At 63.4% G+C, this 16,423-nt stretch carries 10 protein-coding genes; 3 read left to right on the top strand and 7 right to left on the bottom strand.

Annotated elements, in window-relative coordinates; translation table 11 throughout:
- Positions 1 to 212 precede the first annotated feature (212 nt).
- The 3 genes from GJW30_RS18760 to GJW30_RS18750 are packed head-to-tail and all read left to right on the top strand — an operon-like array spanning position 213 to position 5,279.
- Complete coding sequence (locus GJW30_RS18760; protein WP_096358922.1) at positions 213 to 893, top strand: winged helix-turn-helix domain-containing protein; 681 nt, start codon at positions 213 to 215, stop codon at positions 891 to 893.
- Complete coding sequence (locus tag GJW30_RS18755) at positions 877 to 2,286, top strand: sensor histidine kinase (RefSeq protein ID WP_096357934.1); 1,410 nt, start codon at positions 877 to 879, stop codon at positions 2,284 to 2,286. The genes GJW30_RS18760 and GJW30_RS18755 overlap by 17 nt, the downstream gene beginning before the upstream one ends.
- Positions 2,283 to 5,279 carry a bifunctional [glutamine synthetase] adenylyltransferase/[glutamine synthetase]-adenylyl-L-tyrosine phosphorylase gene (locus GJW30_RS18750; RefSeq protein WP_096357933.1) on the top strand — a complete coding sequence of 999 codons (2,997 nt, stop codon included), beginning with the start codon at positions 2,283 to 2,285 and terminating at the stop codon, positions 5,277 to 5,279. Before GJW30_RS18755 ends, GJW30_RS18750 begins: the two co-directional genes overlap by 4 nt.
- Here the strand turns inward: GJW30_RS18750 and GJW30_RS18745 are convergent.
- The 7 genes from GJW30_RS18745 to GJW30_RS18715 form a co-directional block, all read right to left on the bottom strand.
- Entirely contained in the window at positions 5,276 to 7,585 is a 2,310-nt protein-coding gene (locus tag GJW30_RS18745; protein WP_096357932.1) for a PAS domain-containing sensor histidine kinase, read from the bottom strand. The genes GJW30_RS18750 and GJW30_RS18745 overlap by 4 nt on opposite strands.
- Positions 7,586 to 7,801: 216 nt before the next feature.
- On the bottom strand, positions 7,802 to 10,414 hold the full coding sequence (pepN, locus tag GJW30_RS18740; protein ID WP_096357931.1) for an aminopeptidase N: 2,613 nt from the start codon (positions 10,412 to 10,414) through the stop codon (positions 7,802 to 7,804).
- A 97-nt stretch (positions 10,415 to 10,511) separates the two neighbouring features.
- Positions 10,512 to 11,315: a polysaccharide deacetylase family protein gene (locus GJW30_RS18735; protein WP_157746789.1), complete on the bottom strand. Its 804-nt coding sequence runs from the start codon at positions 11,313 to 11,315 to the stop codon at positions 10,512 to 10,514.
- Between the two features lie 52 nt (positions 11,316 to 11,367).
- Positions 11,368 to 12,870, bottom strand: a complete 1,503-nt coding sequence (locus GJW30_RS18730) for an exopolysaccharide biosynthesis polyprenyl glycosylphosphotransferase (RefSeq protein ID WP_347337721.1) — start codon at positions 12,868 to 12,870, stop codon at positions 11,368 to 11,370.
- 112 nt (positions 12,871 to 12,982) lie between these two features.
- Complete coding sequence (locus GJW30_RS18725; RefSeq protein ID WP_096357928.1) at positions 12,983 to 14,611, bottom strand: ABC transporter ATP-binding protein; 1,629 nt, start codon at positions 14,609 to 14,611, stop codon at positions 12,983 to 12,985.
- Positions 14,608 to 15,438 (bottom strand): ABC transporter permease, encoded by an 831-nt coding sequence (locus GJW30_RS18720; RefSeq protein WP_096357927.1) that lies wholly within the window; start codon positions 15,436 to 15,438, stop codon positions 14,608 to 14,610. Before GJW30_RS18720 ends, GJW30_RS18725 begins: the two co-directional genes overlap by 4 nt.
- Complete coding sequence (locus GJW30_RS18715; protein ID WP_096357926.1) at positions 15,438 to 16,412, bottom strand: ABC transporter permease; 975 nt, start codon at positions 16,410 to 16,412, stop codon at positions 15,438 to 15,440. The genes GJW30_RS18720 and GJW30_RS18715 overlap by 1 nt, the downstream gene beginning before the upstream one ends.
- Positions 16,413 to 16,423 lie beyond the last annotated feature (11 nt).

The raw sequence follows: 16,423 nt of genomic DNA, 5'->3' as shown, positions 1-16,423 counted from the left end.
GATGTTCTGTCGGCAAATGTCGCCCCCGCCGATGGGGTAGCCCCCGGGGACGGATTTCGGTCCGTCCCCGCCCTTTTTTGTGGGTCAGGTCGATGGTGTTCCGCGATATCAGTTTGTCCCGTGTAATCCTCAGCCCGCGCGCTGCGCCGACTGGCATGGCGGAGCGCGACACGCTAGCTTCTGCCCCCTCTGAAGCGACCAAAGACGGCGACATGCGGATTCTGATCATCGAGGACGATAAGGACGCGGCGGACTATCTCGTGAAAGCGTTTCGCGAGGTGGGCCATGTTGCGGATGCGGTCCACGATGGCGAGCAGGGTCTCGCGCTGGCGCTCGAAGCCGAGCACGACGTCGTTATCGTCGACCGCATGCTGCCGAAGCGCGACGGACTCTCGATCATCGGCGCGATGCGGACGAAGAATATCACGACGCCGGTTCTGATTCTGTCGGCGCTCGGTCAGGTCGACGATCGCGTCAAAGGCTTGCGTGCCGGCGGCGACGACTACCTCACCAAGCCGTACGCTTTCTCCGAATTGCTTGCGCGCGTCGAAGTGCTGTCGCGCCGGCCGACGGGCAAGAGCGAGGAGATGTCGTATCGCGTCGCCGACCTCTCGCTCGACCGTCTCTCGCATGAGGTGACGCGCAACGGCACCGAGATCGTGCTGCAGCCGCGCGAGTTTCGCCTGCTCGAGTATTTGATGAAGCATGCCGGGCAGGTCGTGACGCGCACGATGCTGCTGGAGAATGTCTGGGATTATCATTTCGACCCGCAGACCAACGTCATCGACGTGCACATCTCGCGGCTGCGCTCGAAGATCGACAAAGGCTTCACGCCGCCGCTGCTGCACACCATCCGCGGTGCCGGATACATGATCCGTGACGGCGCTCGGTAAATTCCTTCGCACGACAGCGTTCAAGCTGTCGTTGCTCTATCTGACCGTGTTCGCGCTCTTCGCCGCGCTGCTGCTCGGCTATTTCGCGTGGAACACGAAGCGGCTCATCACGGAGCAAATCACGCAGACGGTCGACGCCGAAATTCTCGGTCTTGCCGAGCAATACCGGCAGGCCGGGCTACGCCGGCTGGTGCTGATCGTTGACGGACGCTCGCGGCGGCCGGGCTCTAGTCTCTATCTCGTGACGAGTGCGAATGGCGAAGGCGTCGCGGGCAATATCGTGCCGCTCGACGCCGGCATTCTCGACAAGCCGGGCTGGACCGAGACATCGTATCGGCGGCTCGACGACTCGCAGGCGAGGCCCGAGCGCGCGCTGGTGCGCGTCTTCCATCTGCAGGGCGGCTACCGTCTGCTGGTCGGCCGAGACCTTGAAGAACGCGAACGGCTGAACGAGATCGTGCTCTCGGCCGGGCGGTGGTCGATCGCGGTTGTGATCATCCTCGGGCTTGCCGGCGGCTTCTTCATCACGCGCCGCGTGCTGCGCCGCGTCGATGCAATGACCGACACGACGCAGACGATCATGGCCGGCAATCTGTCGGGGCGCTTGCGCGTGACCGGCACGGGCGACGAGTTCGACCGCCTCGCGAGCCACCTCAACGCGATGCTGGAGCGCATCGAGGCGCTGATGTCCGGCCTCAAAGAGGTGTCCGACAACATCGCGCACGATCTCAAGACGCCGCTGACGCGGCTGCGCAATCGCTGCGAGGCGGCTCTGCGCACGGCGAAGAGTGACACGGATTATCGCGCCGCGCTGGAGGCGACGATCGACGAATCCGACCGGCTGATCCAGACCTTCAACGCGCTGCTGATGATCGCGCGCGCCGAGTCCGGACAGGCGCAAGGACCCGTGAAGGAGTTCGACGCCGCGCAGGTCGCGCACGATGTCGGCGAACTCTACGAGCCGCTGGCGGAAGAGCAGGGAATATCGCTCGTCGTCGAGGCGGAGCCGGGCCTGATGATGACGGGTAGCCGCGAGCTGGTCAGTCAGGCGATCGCGAATCTCGTCGACAACGCGATCAAGTATGGGGCGAAGCGCGACGGCGAAACGGCGCGCGCGCGCATCACGGTGTCGGCGCAGCAGACGGACGGCGAGGTTCTCCTTTCGGTTGCAGACAATGGGCCCGGCATTCCGGAAGCCGACCGCAGCCGCGCGCTCGAACGCTTCGTTCGCCTTGAATCGAGCCGCTCCGCGCCGGGTTCGGGCCTCGGCCTCAGCCTCGTCTCGGCCGTCGCCAGGGTGCATGGCGGGAAAGTGAACCTCGAAGATAATGCGCCGGGTCTCAAAGCGGTGATTGCGCTGCCCCGTGCCGCAATGCCACAAACGGGGGCATGAAGGCCAAACCGTCCCCGAAATCGACTAAAAAGCCGCTGTCCGCGACCGAAACGCTGATTTCCCGCTTCACCCGCGCCCCGAAGGTGGCGGACGACGAAGCGATGCGCCGGCGCATGCGCGACTGGGACAAGGCGCGCTCGGCGAGCCGCAAGGAACTTAAAGCGCTGCTCGACGAGCATCCGCTCGGCCAAGCGATGGTCGAGGGCATTGCGGGCGGTTCGCCCTATCTCTGGGATCTCGTCAATCACGACGCGGATCGGCTGCTGCGCGCTTTGAACAGCGACCCGGATGCGCGCTTCGTCGCGATCCTTGCCGAGGCCAAGCAGAAGATCGCGAAGGCCGAGGACGAAGCCGACGCGACGAGCATCCTGCGGCACATGAAAGCCGAGGCGGCGCTGCTGATCGCGCTCGCGGATATCGGCGGCGCGTGGATCATGCCGCGCGTGACGCATGCGCTGACCGAACTCGCCGACATGTCGATCACGCTCGCGCTGCGTTTCCTGCTCGGCGAGGCGGTGCGCAAAAAGAAGATGCGTGCGCCTGACCCGGCGCGGCCGGAGGTCGGCTCCGGCTACATCGTGCTTGCGATGGGCAAGATGGGCGGCTTCGAACTCAACTACTCGAGCGATATCGATCTCATCTGCCTTTACGATGCGGATGCGTGCACGCTTGTCGACCGCGACGAGGCGGCGCCGTTTTTCGTGCGGCTCACGCGCAATCTCGCGAAGATGCTGCAGGAGCGGACGGTCGACGGTTACGTGTTCCGCGTCGATCTTCGTTTGCGGCCCGATCCGGGGCTGACGCAGATCGCGCTCTCGACCGGTGCGGCGCTCGGTTACTACGAGAGCGTCGGCCTCAACTGGGAGCGGCAGGCACTGATCAAGGCGCGGCCGTGCGCCGGCGATATTCCGGCCGGTGACGCTTTCCTCAAAGCGCTGACGCCGTTCATCTGGCGCAAATATCTCGACTATGCGGCCATCGCCGACGTGCAGGCGATGAAGCAGCAGATCCACAGCTTCCGCGGCCACGATGAAATCGCGGTCGAAGGGCACAACATCAAGCTCGGCCGCGGCGGCATTCGCGAGATCGAGTTCTTCGCGCAGACGCAGCAGTTGATTGCCGGTGGCCGGCATCCGGAATTGCGCGGGCGTGAAACGCTGGAGATGCTGGATGGTCTGACCGAGGGCGGTTGGATCAAGAAGGAAGCGCGCGACGATATGCGCGAGGCCTACATCTTCCTGCGCGGCGTCGAGCATCGCTTGCAGATGATGAACGACGAGCAGACGCATTCGCTGCCGTCCGATCCCGCCGAACTGAACGCATTCTCGCGGTTCCTGGGCTACGAGGATCGCGATGCCTTCGCGACCGATTTGCTCAAGCATCTGCGCAAAGTGCAACGGCATTACGGGCAGCTGTTCGAAGGCAGCATCGGCGCGGCGCCGGGGCAGCGCGAACTTGCGTTCCCGGCGGAACGCGACGATCGCGAGACGCTCGACCGCTTGGTCGAGATGGGCTTCAAGCGCGCGCTCGAAGTCTCCGGCATCGTGCGCGGCTGGTTCGCGGCGAAGCGCGGTGCGCTGCGCGGCGAGCTTGCGCAATCGCATCTGAAAGAACTCGTTCCGGTTTTCTTGAGCCACATCTCGCGCGCCGAAGACCCGGACGGCGCGCTGCAGGCGCTCGACAAATTTCTGCAGAATTTGCATGGCGGCGCGCGTTTGTTGTCGTTGCTGCGGCAGAATCCGAGCCTCGTCTCGCTGCTCGCACTCATCCTAGGCATTTCGCCGCGTCTCGCGGACGCGCTGAGCGAGCATCCGGGCGTGATGGACGCGCTGATCGACCCGGCTTTCTTCGGCGCATTGCCGGACGACGAGAAGCTGACCGAGATGCTGCGCTCCGCGCTCGGCGATGCGCTCTCCTACGAAGATTTCCTCGACCGCATTCGTTTGTTCAAGCAGGAGCAAGTGTTTCTGCTCGGCACACGTATTCTCTCGGGCACGCTGCCGGCGCGGCAAGCGGGGCAATCCTTCGCGGAGCTCGCCGACGTGCTGGTGCGCGAGGTCGATGCCTCGATCACGCAGCGCTTCATCGAGACGCATGGGCGCGTGAAGGGGCAGGAGACCGCCGTCATCGCGATGGGCAAGCTCGGTGGCCGCGAGATGACGATGGCATCCGATCTCGATCTTATCCTCGTCTACGATTTCGCGGGCGAGAATGCCGAGTCGGACGGCACGAAGCCGCTCTACGGCAGCCAATATTTCTCGCGGCTGACGCAGCGGCTGATCGCGGCGCTGACGGCGCAAACGAACTACGGCGCGCTGTATCCCGTCGATATGCGGCTGCGGCCATCGGGGCGCTCCGGGCCGGTCGCGACGAAGCTCGACGCGTTCGAGGCCTATCAGAAAGAAGAAGCGTGGACGTGGGAGCATATGGCGCTGACGCGTGCGCGTGTCCTGTCGTCATCGCCAAAATTCACGGCGCGCGTGAACGCCGCCATCGCGAAGGTGCTGCAGCGCAAGCGTGAAGCTTCGGTGATCGCCGCGGACGTGCTGGAAATGCGCGAGGCGATCGCGGCCGAGAAGGGCGAGAGCGACCGCTGGGATCTCAAGACCGCGGCGGGCGGGCTGATTGATATCGAATTCATCGCGCAATATCTGCAGCTCGTTCACGCGCACAAGCATCCGGGCATTCTCGATACGGCGACGGCGGGCGTGCTGGAGAAGGCGTTGCGGCTTGGCGTGCTGCCGCTGGAGCATGCCGAAGTCCTGCGGCCGGCGATAACGCTTTACCAGGATTTGACGCAGGTGTTGCGGCTCTATTTGGTTGGATCGCTGTTCGATCCGAAGACTGCAACAAGTGAGCCGAAGAAGCTGCTGGCGCGCGCGGCGGACTTGCCGGATTTCGCGACGCTGGATGCGCATTTGATCGAGACACAGCGCAAGGTGCGCGAGACGTTCCGGACGATTCTGGAGACGGCGATTTCGGGTTCGCGTTAACTCGCGATTGCGGGGCGGTGATGTGCCGCGGTAGCGGCGACGCCCGGCAGCTTGATCGAGACGAGCGTGCCGACGCCTTGCTTCGAGCGGATCTGCATCGATCCATTGTGAAGTTCGACGAGCGATTTCGCGATGGCGAGGCCGAGGCCGGAGCCTTGGTGATTTTTGGTCAGATGGCTCTGCACCTGCTCGAACGGCCGCGCGATCTTTTTGAGCGCATGCTCCGGGATGCCGATGCCGCTGTCCTGCAGCGAGATGAACATCGTGTTGCCGCGGCGTGAGCCGTGGACCGCGATCTTCCCGCCGTCCGGTGTGAACTTCACGGCGTTGGAGAGCAGGTTGAGGATGATCTGCTTCACGCTGCGGCGATCGGCCGAGAGCATGAGGTTCGGCTGAATGTCGACACTGAGCGCGAGGCGCTTGTCTTGCGCGCGCGGCGACATGATGCGCAGCGTTTCGGCGACGACGGCATTGAGCTCGAATTCCTCGATGGCGAGATCGACGCGGCCGGCTTCGATCTTCGACATATCGAGAATGTCGTTGATGACGTCGAGCAGATAGCGGCCGCTCTCGGAAATGTCGCGGCAGTATTCGTGATAGCGCTCGGCCATCGGACCGAAGATGCCTGACGTCATGATCTCCGAGAAGCCGATGATGGCGTTAAGCGGCGTGCGCAGCTCGTGGCTCATATTGGCAAGGAATTCGGATTTCGCGTGGTTGGCGTCTTCGGCGCGGATTTTCTCGACGTTGTAGTTCTCGGCGAGCTTGGAGAGCTCGTCGGTCTTGCGCTCGAGGGCATGCTGCGAATTCTTCAGGTCGAGAACCATGCCGACCAGTTGCCGCTCGCTCTCGAGCAGCTTTTCTTCGTGGCGCTTGAGCAGCGTGATGTCGGTGCCGACCGAGACGAAGCCGCCGTCGTGCGTGCGGCGTTCGCTGATCTGGAGCCAGCGGCCGTCGTCGAGCTGCGCTTCGAAGGTCAAGCCGCCCTGCGCGTGGTGCGATTCATCGGCGAGCGAGGTGCGGACGATTGGCTGAACGCCGGAGGCGATGACCTGGCGATAGGGCAGGCCGGGGCGGATCGATTCATCCGGGAGGTTGTTGAGCGTCTGGAATTTCGAGTTGCAAAGCACGAGGCGATTGTTCGAATCCCAGAGCACGAAGGCTTCCGAGATCGCCTCGATGGCGTCACGCAGGCGCTCGTTGGCGGTGGCCGTGGTGGCGGCGAGATCCTTCTGGTCCGTGATGTCGACCGCGATGCCGACGATGTGGCCATCGACGTTGCCGGATTGCTGAACGTGTTCGCAGCGCGTGCGCAGCCACACCCAACTGCCGTTGGCGTGCTGCATGCGGAACGACTTTTCGATGACCTCGCCTTCGTCGCCGTTCCAGCGCAGCGCGATGTCGGCGAGCTGGGTATCGTCCGGATGCACCAGCGCGGCGACTTCTGCGAAGGTGAGTAGGTCGTCGCGCGGCTCGAGGCCGAGCATGTCGAACATCGAGCGCGACCAGAAGATGCGACCGCGGCCCAAATCCCAGTCCCAAAGTCCGCAACGGCCGCTGTTGAGCGCCGTATCGATACGTCCACGCACAGTGTCGAAAATGATGTCGACTTCGCGAGCGCGCGTCGCCTGCCAGTGGAAGGCGAAGCCAAGGATCAGCAGGATGAAGCCGGTGGTCGCGAACAGCGTGACGGTGAGCGCGGCGTCTGCCCGCCATGGCGAGAGTACGCTGGCGCGCGTCTGCACGACGGCGATCTGACCGAACGGATAGGACAAGCTGCGGATCGTCGCGAAAGCGTCGGTGCGATCCGCCAGTGTGATCTCCATCGCGCCGGCGCGAGCGCCGAATGTCGTCAGCGGCTGATCGGCGCCGACGACTTCGAGCAAATTCTGGCCGCGCGCCGGATCGTTCTGTGGCCAGGTCGCGACGATCTTGCCGTTCGGATCGGTCAGCAAAGCGCGGCGGCCGCGCGCCGCGATGTGATTGATGCTGGCTTCCAGAATCTGCTGCGCATTGGTCAAGCCGGCCGAAGGCCGCTCGCGCTCGATGCGTTCGCCGATGAGTTCGCCGAGGATCTCGATTTCCGCGCGCGAATCTGAAAGATGTTGTCGTCGTTGTTCCAGCATCTGGACGATCGCACCTATGCCGATCGTCACCAGGAAGGCGACGATAAGCACGGGTACCGCCCGGCGCATCAAAGGCTCGGCTGTGACCAGCCGACGATACGTCGGGTTTGCGACTGCCTGCGCAAGCCCTTTTATGGAATCAGGACGTGCAGATGCGCTCGCAGCGTGGCCGCGCGCCATCCCAAGCCTCCTACCGAAGTCCCCTCAAACATCCGGAAGGATGTGCCGCATCTCTCCGAATCACTTCGATTGGAATCCAAGGCAGGCCGTGTGTCCAGGAAATCTTAATAATTTTGTAATCATTGTGGCGGGCCGCTAGGGATTGAGTCCGCCCGGAATCCACTCGTCTACTAATGGTGGCTGCACCGACGATGCAGCCACAGGTTGTTTTGCGCTTTACGGCGCGGCGAGCGCGCGGCCGACAATATCGGCCAAATCGCGCGAGAGATTCGGGGCCTTTGCGACGGCCTTGAGCGCCGCTTCGGCGGCCGCTGCGCGGCCCGGTTCGAGGCGCCGCCACGTCTTGAAGGCGCCCATGAGGCGGGCGGCGAGCTGTGGGTTCTGCGGATCGATGGCGACTGCGGTCTCGGTCAGGTAGCGATAGCCGGCACCGTCCGGGCGGTTGAACTGGCTCGGGTTGCCGGCGAAAGCGCCGATCAGCGCGCGGACGCGATTGGGGTTCTTGAAGGAGAACGCCTTGTGCTCGGTCAGCGCCTTGATGCGGTCGAAGGTCGCCGCTTCCGGGACCATCGCCTGCATCGTGAGCCACTTGTCGATCACCAATGGATCGTTCTCAAAGCGATCGTAGAGCGCCTTGAAGGCCTGCTCGCGCTCCGGGATGTCGTGCGGCATCAGGGCGGCTAGCGCGGCCATGCGGTCTGTCATGTTGTCGGCGTCGGCAAATTGACGCGCGGCGAGTGCGATCGCCTTGGCGTCGCCGTTCGCGGCGAGCAGATCGAGCGCGGCGTTTTTCAGCGCGCGCTCGCCGGCGCTCTTGGCGTCAGGGTTAAACGGACCGCGCGACGCAGCGTAGGTATCGTAAGCGGCCTGCAGGGAAGCGCGCAGCTCTTCGCTGAGTGTGCCGCGGAGCGCTTTGCGGGCGCGGAAGATCGCGTCCGGATCGACATTCTTCGCGATCTCGCCCGCGATGTCGCCTTCGGTCGGCATCGCCAGTGCCTGCGCGACGAAGGCCGGCGCGAGCTTCCTGTCGGCGAGCACATTCTTCAACGCATCGAGGAGCGGCGCGGCGGTGTTCGCCTCGGCGCCGCGCACATGCGCGACGAGCCACTTCATGGCGAGCGTTTGGATCGCCTGCCAGCGGTTGAACGAGTCCGTGTCGTGAGCGGCGAGAACCTGCGTGTCCTCCTCGGTCGCGTTCGTGCGCAACACGATGGGCGCGGAGAATTCGCGATTAATCGAAAGAACCGGGCGGCTCTTGATGTTGCGGAACTCGACGCTCTGCGAGGCGCGGTCGAGCACGATCAGATGTTCGTCTGTTTTCATCGCGCGGCCTTGCTCGTCGAACAGCGCGACGGCGAGCGGGATCACCTGCGGTTCCTTGCTGGGCTGGCCGGGCGTCGGCAGCGTATTCTGCACGAGATCGAGGCGGTAGGTCTTTGCTTCGGCGTTCCATTGGCCTTCGGCCGCGACATGCGGTGTGCCGGCCTGGCTGTACCACTGCGAGAAGTGAGTTAGGTCGCGCTTTGACGCTTCGGCGAAGCAGGCGATGAATTGCTCGATGGTTGCGGCATCACCGTCGTGACGATCAAAATAGAGATCCATGCCGCGGCGGAAATCCTCGCGGCCGATCATCACGCGCAGCATGCGGATGATCTCGGCGCCTTTCTCGTAGATCGTCGGCGTGTAGAAATTGTTGATCTCGCGATACATCGACGGGCGCACCGGATGCGCCAGCGGACCCGAATCTTCGGTGAACTGAATGGCACGGAGATTGCGTACATCGCCGATGCGCTCGAGCGCGGCGGAGCGCTGGTCGGCGGAGAATTCCTGATCGCGGAAAACCGTGAGGCCTTCCTTGAGGCAGAGCTGGAACCAATCGCGGCAAGTGATGCGATTGCCGGTCCAATTGTGGAAGTATTCGTGCGCGACAATCGCCTCGATCGAAGCGTAGTCGGCGTCGGTCGCGGTTTCGGGGCTCGCCAACACGTATTTGTCGTTGAAGATGTTGAGGCCCTTGTTCTCCATCGCGCCCATGTTGAAATCAGCGACGGCGACGATCATGAAGATATCGAGATCGTATTCGCGGCCGAAGACCTCTTCGTCCCAGCGCATCGAGCGTTTAAGCGAATCCATCGCGTAGTCGCAGAGATGTGCCTTGCCGTGCTCGACATAGATTTTGAGCGCGACATCGCGGCCGGACATCGTACGGAACGTGTCTTCGATGAAGGCGAGATCGCCGCCGACCATCGCGAACAGGTACGACGGCTTCGGGAAGGGGTCATGCCACACCGCGAAGTGGCGGCCGTTATCAATGTCGCCGCTCTCAGTCATGTTGCCGTTGGCGAGGAGGATCGGCGCTGCCGCTTTGTCGGCTTCGATACGGGTGGTGTAGACCGCCATCACGTCCGGGCGGTCCGGGAAGTAGGTGATGCGGCGGAAGCCTTCGGCCTCGCACTGCGTGCAGTAGATGCCGTTCGACTGATAGAGCCCCATCAGCTGCGTGTTGGTCGACGGATTGAGGAGCGTCTCGATCTCGAGCGTGATCGGACCGGATGGTGGTCTCGGAATCGTGAGGCGTTCCGGCGTTGCAACATAGGCGCGCGGGTCGAGTGTTTTGCCGTCGAGCGTGATGCGCGAAAGCTTGAGTTCGTCGCCGTCGAGGACGATGGCGCGAGCGCCGTCGGCATCCGGGTTCGGCCGCATCTTGAGCGTCGCGATAACCCGCGCTTCGGTCGGGTGCAAATCGATGTCGAGATGGACGGTATCGACCAGCCAATCGGGCGGGCGGTAATCTTCCAGGCGAATGGCAATCGGCTCTTCGGGACGCATCGGCGCTTCCTCAACAAAAACGTTGAGGCCTGTTTAGGCGCTGCGGCGGGACATTGAAAGCCTCGGATCGCGCGGCGTTTCGCCCGACCCGGGCCGCTCAGAAAGTGCGTTCTGCGCCGATTTTGAGGAGAGCGTCACGAATGGGAGCGCATTCGATGCCGCGCGCTTCCGCCGCCGTCAGCGCGTAAGCGAGGAGAGCGGGCGAGCAGCCATAGGGGCTCGGCTGGAGCGCGACATCGTTGGTGTAGAAAATCGCCCAGCCGTTGGTTTGAACGGCGCGGTCGAGAATCCGATCGATGACACGCGGCGTCATCTTTCGATCCATCAGGGGGAACGCGCTGAGAAGCTGAAGATCGATACGGCCGTGATTGACCTCGGCGCGGGTGCTGCGACTCGAATGGAAGCGTGTCGCGAGCCGCTTCTTCAGGCCGGGCGACGCGCGGCCGAACGGATAAGCAAAGTTATCAATCTTAAGGTCCGGCTCCAGCGTGCGGAGAAAACGCGTGTTGGTCCGCGTCTCGGCGAAGATGCGTTCTGGAGTGGCGTTCGCAATCGAGAGATGCCCATGCGTGTGACAGCCGATTTCGTGGCCACTGCGGATCAGTTCGACGATGTCGTCGCGGTCGGCGTTGATCCAGTAATCGCTATGGGTTCCGACCAGGCTGCCCGAAACGTAGAATGTTCCCGTCGCACCGTGCTCTGCGAGCAGGCGCGCGCCGGAATGCGCCGCCGATTTTGCAACGTCATCGAACGAGAAGCTGACGAGCGGCCTTTCGTTCTTCATCCACGCGGGCGCCGTGTTGACGAGACCGGCAAGCTGATTGGCAATGCGCGGCTTGAGGCTCGGAAGTAACCACATCGCATCGAGATCGGTGCGGAGGTTGAAAGCGGGGGCTGCCATGCTCATCGTTCGCGGTCCGCTACGTCAGATGGTGTGAGTGGTGAAGGGGCGATCAATTCGCATTGAGATAGGCCTTGCGCGAAAACACCGTCAGCAACAGAATTTTGAAATCGAGCGTCGGCGACCAATTGTTGATGTAGTAGAGGTCGTGCTCGTAGCGGCCCTGCATGGCGGCGTCGGTCGCCGTGATACCGCGGAAGCCATTGACCTGCGCCCAGCCGGTGATGCCCGGCTTCACGTTATGGCGGCGCGCATAATGCGCGATGCGCTGTTCGAAGGCGCGGTCATGTGCCAGCGCATGCGGACGCGGGCCGACGAGCGACATTTCTCCGCGCAGCACATTCACCAGCTGCGGCAGTTCGTCGATGTTCCAGCGGCGCAGGAAGCGTCCGAGCCGCGTGATGCGGTCGTCGTCTTTCTGCGCCTGCCGGAAAGTACGGTCGGCGCTCGCGCGCATCGTGCGGAACTTGAAGGCGCGGAACGGCTCTTGATTGAAGCCGTAGCGCTCCTGCACGAAGATAGCCGAGCCCGGACTGTCGAGGCGGATCAGGATCGAGACGATAGCAAAGAGTGGCGAGAGAACCACAAGCGCGAAAGCCGAGACGACGACGTCGAAGGCGCGCTTGAGCAGCACTTCCGTGAAAGTCAGCGGCTGACGTGCGACATTGAGCCCGAGCAATCCGCCGACGCGCGCGACGCTCATCTCGCTGAAGCGTTCCATAACAAGCTCGGGGCGCAGATGCAGCGAAACCGGCACATTGGTGAAAGACGTAACGCAGCGGTCGAGCGCGTCCGCGTCCGACCATGGGATCAGGATGAACACGTCGTCCGGACGCAACAGGCGGACGGTCGACACCGCGAGCGCGATGTCCTCGTTGAGTTCTGTGAGGCTGTTGAGCTTGTCGTTCGGATCGAGGCCTTTGCGCAAATAGCTGAAGCCGACAACGCGACACTCAAAGTCTGTGGTCATCTGTTTGCGCGCGAAAGCATCGACGTCGGCCGGATAACCGATGACGACGACGCGGCGCATCGAGTCGGCGCCGAGGCGGCTTCGCTTCGATAGGAAGCCGACCAACATCAGACGGCCAAACAGCAGCGAGAGCCACCCGGACAAGAAGAATGTGAGCACGAACACACGGGAATAGTCCGCGGTCGTCTTGCTGAAGAAGCCGAGGGCGAGGGCGAGCACAAAAGCGCCGCCCCATGCGATCGATATGCGCGGGATCGGCGGCGCCCAGCGGAGATAGTTTTCGATGACGTATTCGGAACGCAGCGCGTTAACGATGACGATGAATGTGCAGATGATCATCGCGAACTGGAAGTTGATCGAGAGTTGCAGTTTCGCGCCGTCGGCCCATGCGTGGTAGAGCGCGTCGGTCACGCCGCCGGCGGCCGCGATGGCAATCGCGTCGCAAGATGCGGCGCCGAGCGCGACCATGAGGCGCGTCATCTCGACCTTGCGCCGCTTGAGCAGCGACTCCCACACCGCCCGCCGCTGCGCGGTGCTGACCAAATTCAGATCGGCGGCAGTGGCTTGTGCCTGACCCTTTTTCACGCAACTCATCCCGTGTCTCGATACGGAACGCCGGTGTCCCAGCGTTAACCACCTCAATGGCGGTTTCGATCGTCTGACAGGGGAACAGCAATACGGATGCCGGTGCGGCGTCTTAACTCTGCGGCGGGACAGCCTGGCTCGCGGTTTGGTGAAGATTTCGCCCCGGGATCGAGGCGAGCAGAGCCTTCGTATAGTCGTGCTTGGGGTTGGTGAAGACGTCGGCGGCGCGGCCAGTCTCGACGACGATGCCATCCTTCATCACCGCGATGTGATCGGAGACCTGCGCGGCAACGCGAAGGTCATGCGTGATGAAGAGGATCGAGAGATCGAGATCCGTCTGCAATTTCTTCAGGAGCTTGAGCACCTGCGCCTGGACGGAGACGTCGAGGGCGGAGACCGGTTCGTCCGCGATCAAAAGCTTCGGTTTGAGCGCGAGCGCACGGGCGAGGCCGATGCGCTGTCGCTGGCCGCCGGAGAATTCGTGCGGGTATCGCTCGGTCGCTTCTGGGTCCAGGCCGACGAGCGCGAAGAGTTCGCGCGCACGCTCCCAGGCTTCGCGCCGCGATGTGCCGTGCGCGATCGGTCCCTGCGCGACGAGTTCGCCGGCGCGGCGACGCGGGTTCAGTGAGCCGAACGGATCTTGAAACACCATCTGCACGCGGTCGCTGGCGCGGCGCAGTTCGCTGCGCGACAGATGCGCGAAGTCGATGCCTTCGATGTCGATCGAGCCTGCGTCGGGATCGATGAGGCGAATGATGCAGCGCGCGAGCGTCGTCTTGCCGGAGCCGCTCTCACCGACGACGCCAAGGGTCGCGCCGCGCGGCAGCGTGATCGAGACATTGTCGAGCGCGTGCGTCTCGCGCTTGCCGCGGCCGAACAATCCCGATTTGCGGTACGTCTTGGTGAGGCCCGACGCGGCAAGGATCGTTTTGCTTGCGAGCATGCGCGGCGGAGGGGCTTGCAGCGGCGGGACGGCGGCGAGAAGCTGTCGCGTGTAAGGATGCTGCGGGTTCTGCAGAACCTGCGCGACCGTGCCTTGCTCGACGACGCGGCCGTTCTGCATCACCACGACGCGATCGGCAATCTCGGCGACGACGCCGAAGTCGTGTGTGATGAAGAGCACGGCCGTGCCCTTATCGCGCTGCAGATCTTTGATGAGTTTGAGAATGCGCGCCTGCGTGGTGACGTCGAGCGCGGTGGTCGGCTCGTCAGCGATGAGCACGCGCGGGCCGAGGGCGAGCGCCATCGCGATCATGGCACGCTGGCGTTGGCCGCCCGAGAGTTCATGCGGATAGGCCCGGATCGCGCTCGTGGGTTCGGGGATTCCGACTTCGCCGAGTAGTGTGAGGACTTTCGCGTCGATGTCGCTCCGACCAAGGTTAGTGTGCGTGCGATACATTTCGCCGATCTGATCGCCGATCGTGCGCAGTGGGTTGAGTGCGGTCATCGGCTCTTGAAAGATCATCGCGATCTCGGCGCCACGCACTTTGCGCAAGCTCACTTCGTCCATCGCGACGAGATCGCGATCCGCGAAGCTGATGGTGCCCTGGCTGACGGCGACGCCAGGCGGCAGCAGACGCATGATGGCGTTCGCGGTCATCGACTTGCCGGAGCCACTCTCGCCGACGACGCAGAGAATCTCATTCTCGTTCAGCTGCAGCGAGACGTTTTCGAGCGCGAAGGGCCGGTCCGCTTTCGGCGGGAGGCGAACCGAAACGTTGTCGAGCGCGAGAATACTCATCGGCCCTTGAGCCTCGGGTTCAGCGCATCGTTCAAGCCTTGACCGACAAGCGACACCGCGAGCACCGTGACGATTATCGCGATGCCTGGGATCGCGGAAACATACCACTGACTGCGCAAAACGCTGCGGCCCTGGCCGATCAGGTTGCCCCAGGAGGCGACGTTCGGGTCGGAGAGGTTGAGGAAGGCGAGGGCGCTCTCGAGCAAAATCGCGACCGCCATCACGACGCTCGCATAAACGATCACGGGCGGCAGCGCGTTGGGCAGAATCTCGCGGAAGATGAGCGCGCTGTCGCGCAGCCCGAGCGTGCGTCCGGCTTGCACGAATTCGCGATTGCGTAGCGAGAGGAACTCGGCGCGCGTCAATCGCGCCGGCGCCGGCCAGGACACGACGCCGATCGCGACTGTGACGGTCAAGATATTCGAGCCGAACACGGCGACGAGTACGAGCAGCAGCAGGAAGTTCGGCAGCGTCTGGAATGCTTCGGTAAGACGCATCAGCACGTCGTCGATGATACCGCCGTAGTAACCCGCGACGGCGCCGATCACGATGCCGATCAGGACCGCGAGCACCGTCGCGACAACGCCGATCAGCAACGAGATGCGGGCGCCGTGGAAAATCTGCGCCGCGATATCGCGGCCGGAACCGTCGGTGCCGAACCAGAAGCGCGGATTCTCCATCGGCCATTGCAGCGGGCGGCCGGCGAGACCAAGCGGATTGCGCGGGAAGAAGACATCGGCGGTGGCGGCCATGAAGATGACGGCGGCCAACAGCACGAGGCCGACGATCGCGGCGGGGCTGCGGAAATATCGCCGTAGTGCATCCATCAATTGCTCGCGATGCGCGGGTCGAGCCGCGCGTAAACGATGTCGACGAGGAAATTGATCGTGATGACGAGCAAGGCCGAGACGAAGACGATACCGAGCAACGTGTTGAGATCGCGCTGCACGACGGATTCGTAAGCGAGGCGGCCGAGCCCCGGCAGCGCGAAGACACTCTCGACGACGACGGAACCGCCGAGCATCGTGCCGGCCTGCAGGCCGATCAATGTCACCATCGGCAACAGCGCGTTGCGCAACACGTGCCGCGCCACGACCGCGGTCTCGCTGAGACCTTTAGCGCGCGCCGTGCGGACGAAATCGAGCGTCAACACTTCCAGCATCGAGGCGCGCATGATGCGGAGATAGATCGCAAGGAAGATCATGCCGAGTGTGAGCGTCGGCAGCAGGAGATGCAGCGCGACGTCGAGCGCGTAACGCCATCCGGTATAGCCCGCCGCAATGTCGATGTAGCCGCCGGCCGGAAGCCATTCGAGCTTCACGGCGAAGACGACGATGCCCATGAGGCCGAGCCAGAACGACGGCGTTGCATAGAAGATAAGGCCGAGCGTCGAAATGAATGTGTCAGGCCAGCCGTTGACGCGGCGCGCCGCCAGTACGCCGAGCGCCATGCCGGCCGCAAAGGCGAAGGAGAGTGCGGATGCCATCAGGAGCAGCGTGACTGGCAGGCGCTCAAAGATCACCGTTGCGACAGGCTTGCCGTAGATCGCTGAGAAGCCGAGATCGAAGCGGATGAGGTGCCAGAAATAATTCGCGAGGCGGGTGACGACGGGAAGGTCGAGCCCGTAGTGCTGGCGCAGCTGTTCGATCATCGCGGCGTCGCCGCCGCCCATTTGGGCGACGAGCGCGTCGACGGTGTCGCCCGGCGCGAACTGCAATAGAATGAACAAGCCCGCGATGATGATGATCAGCGTCGGGATGCTGGCGAGAAGGCGGCGACCTGCGAGTGCGAGGATGCGCATGCTACGAGCGT

The sequence above is a fragment of the Variibacter gotjawalensis genome, from assembly GCF_002355335.1.
Taxonomy (GTDB): domain Bacteria; phylum Pseudomonadota; class Alphaproteobacteria; order Rhizobiales; family Xanthobacteraceae; genus Variibacter; species Variibacter gotjawalensis.
Note: the sequence above shows the minus strand (reverse complement) of the source record. Positions and strands in the feature narration are given on the sequence as shown.

Excerpts from the sequence above, each read along its gene's own strand:
- pepN (WP_096357931.1), bottom strand. The coding sequence starts at position 10,414 with ATGCGTCCCGAAGAGCCGATTGCCATTCGCCTGGAAGATTACCGCCCG.
- GJW30_RS18745 (WP_096357932.1), bottom strand. The coding sequence starts at position 7,585 with ATGGCGCGCGGCCACGCTGCGAGCGCATCTGCACGTCCTGATTCCATA.
- GJW30_RS18715 (WP_096357926.1), bottom strand. The coding sequence starts at position 16,412 with ATGCGCATCCTCGCACTCGCAGGTCGCCGCCTTCTCGCCAGCATCCCG.
- GJW30_RS18735 (WP_157746789.1), bottom strand. The coding sequence starts at position 11,315 with ATGGCAGCCCCCGCTTTCAACCTCCGCACCGATCTCGATGCGATGTGG.
- GJW30_RS18760 (WP_096358922.1), top strand. The coding sequence starts at position 213 with ATGCGGATTCTGATCATCGAGGACGATAAGGACGCGGCGGACTATCTC.
- GJW30_RS18725 (WP_096357928.1), bottom strand. The coding sequence starts at position 14,611 with ATGAGTATTCTCGCGCTCGACAACGTTTCGGTTCGCCTCCCGCCGAAA.
- GJW30_RS18750 (WP_096357933.1), top strand. The coding sequence starts at position 2,283 with ATGAAGGCCAAACCGTCCCCGAAATCGACTAAAAAGCCGCTGTCCGCG.
- GJW30_RS18720 (WP_096357927.1), bottom strand. The coding sequence starts at position 15,438 with ATGGATGCACTACGGCGATATTTCCGCAGCCCCGCCGCGATCGTCGGC.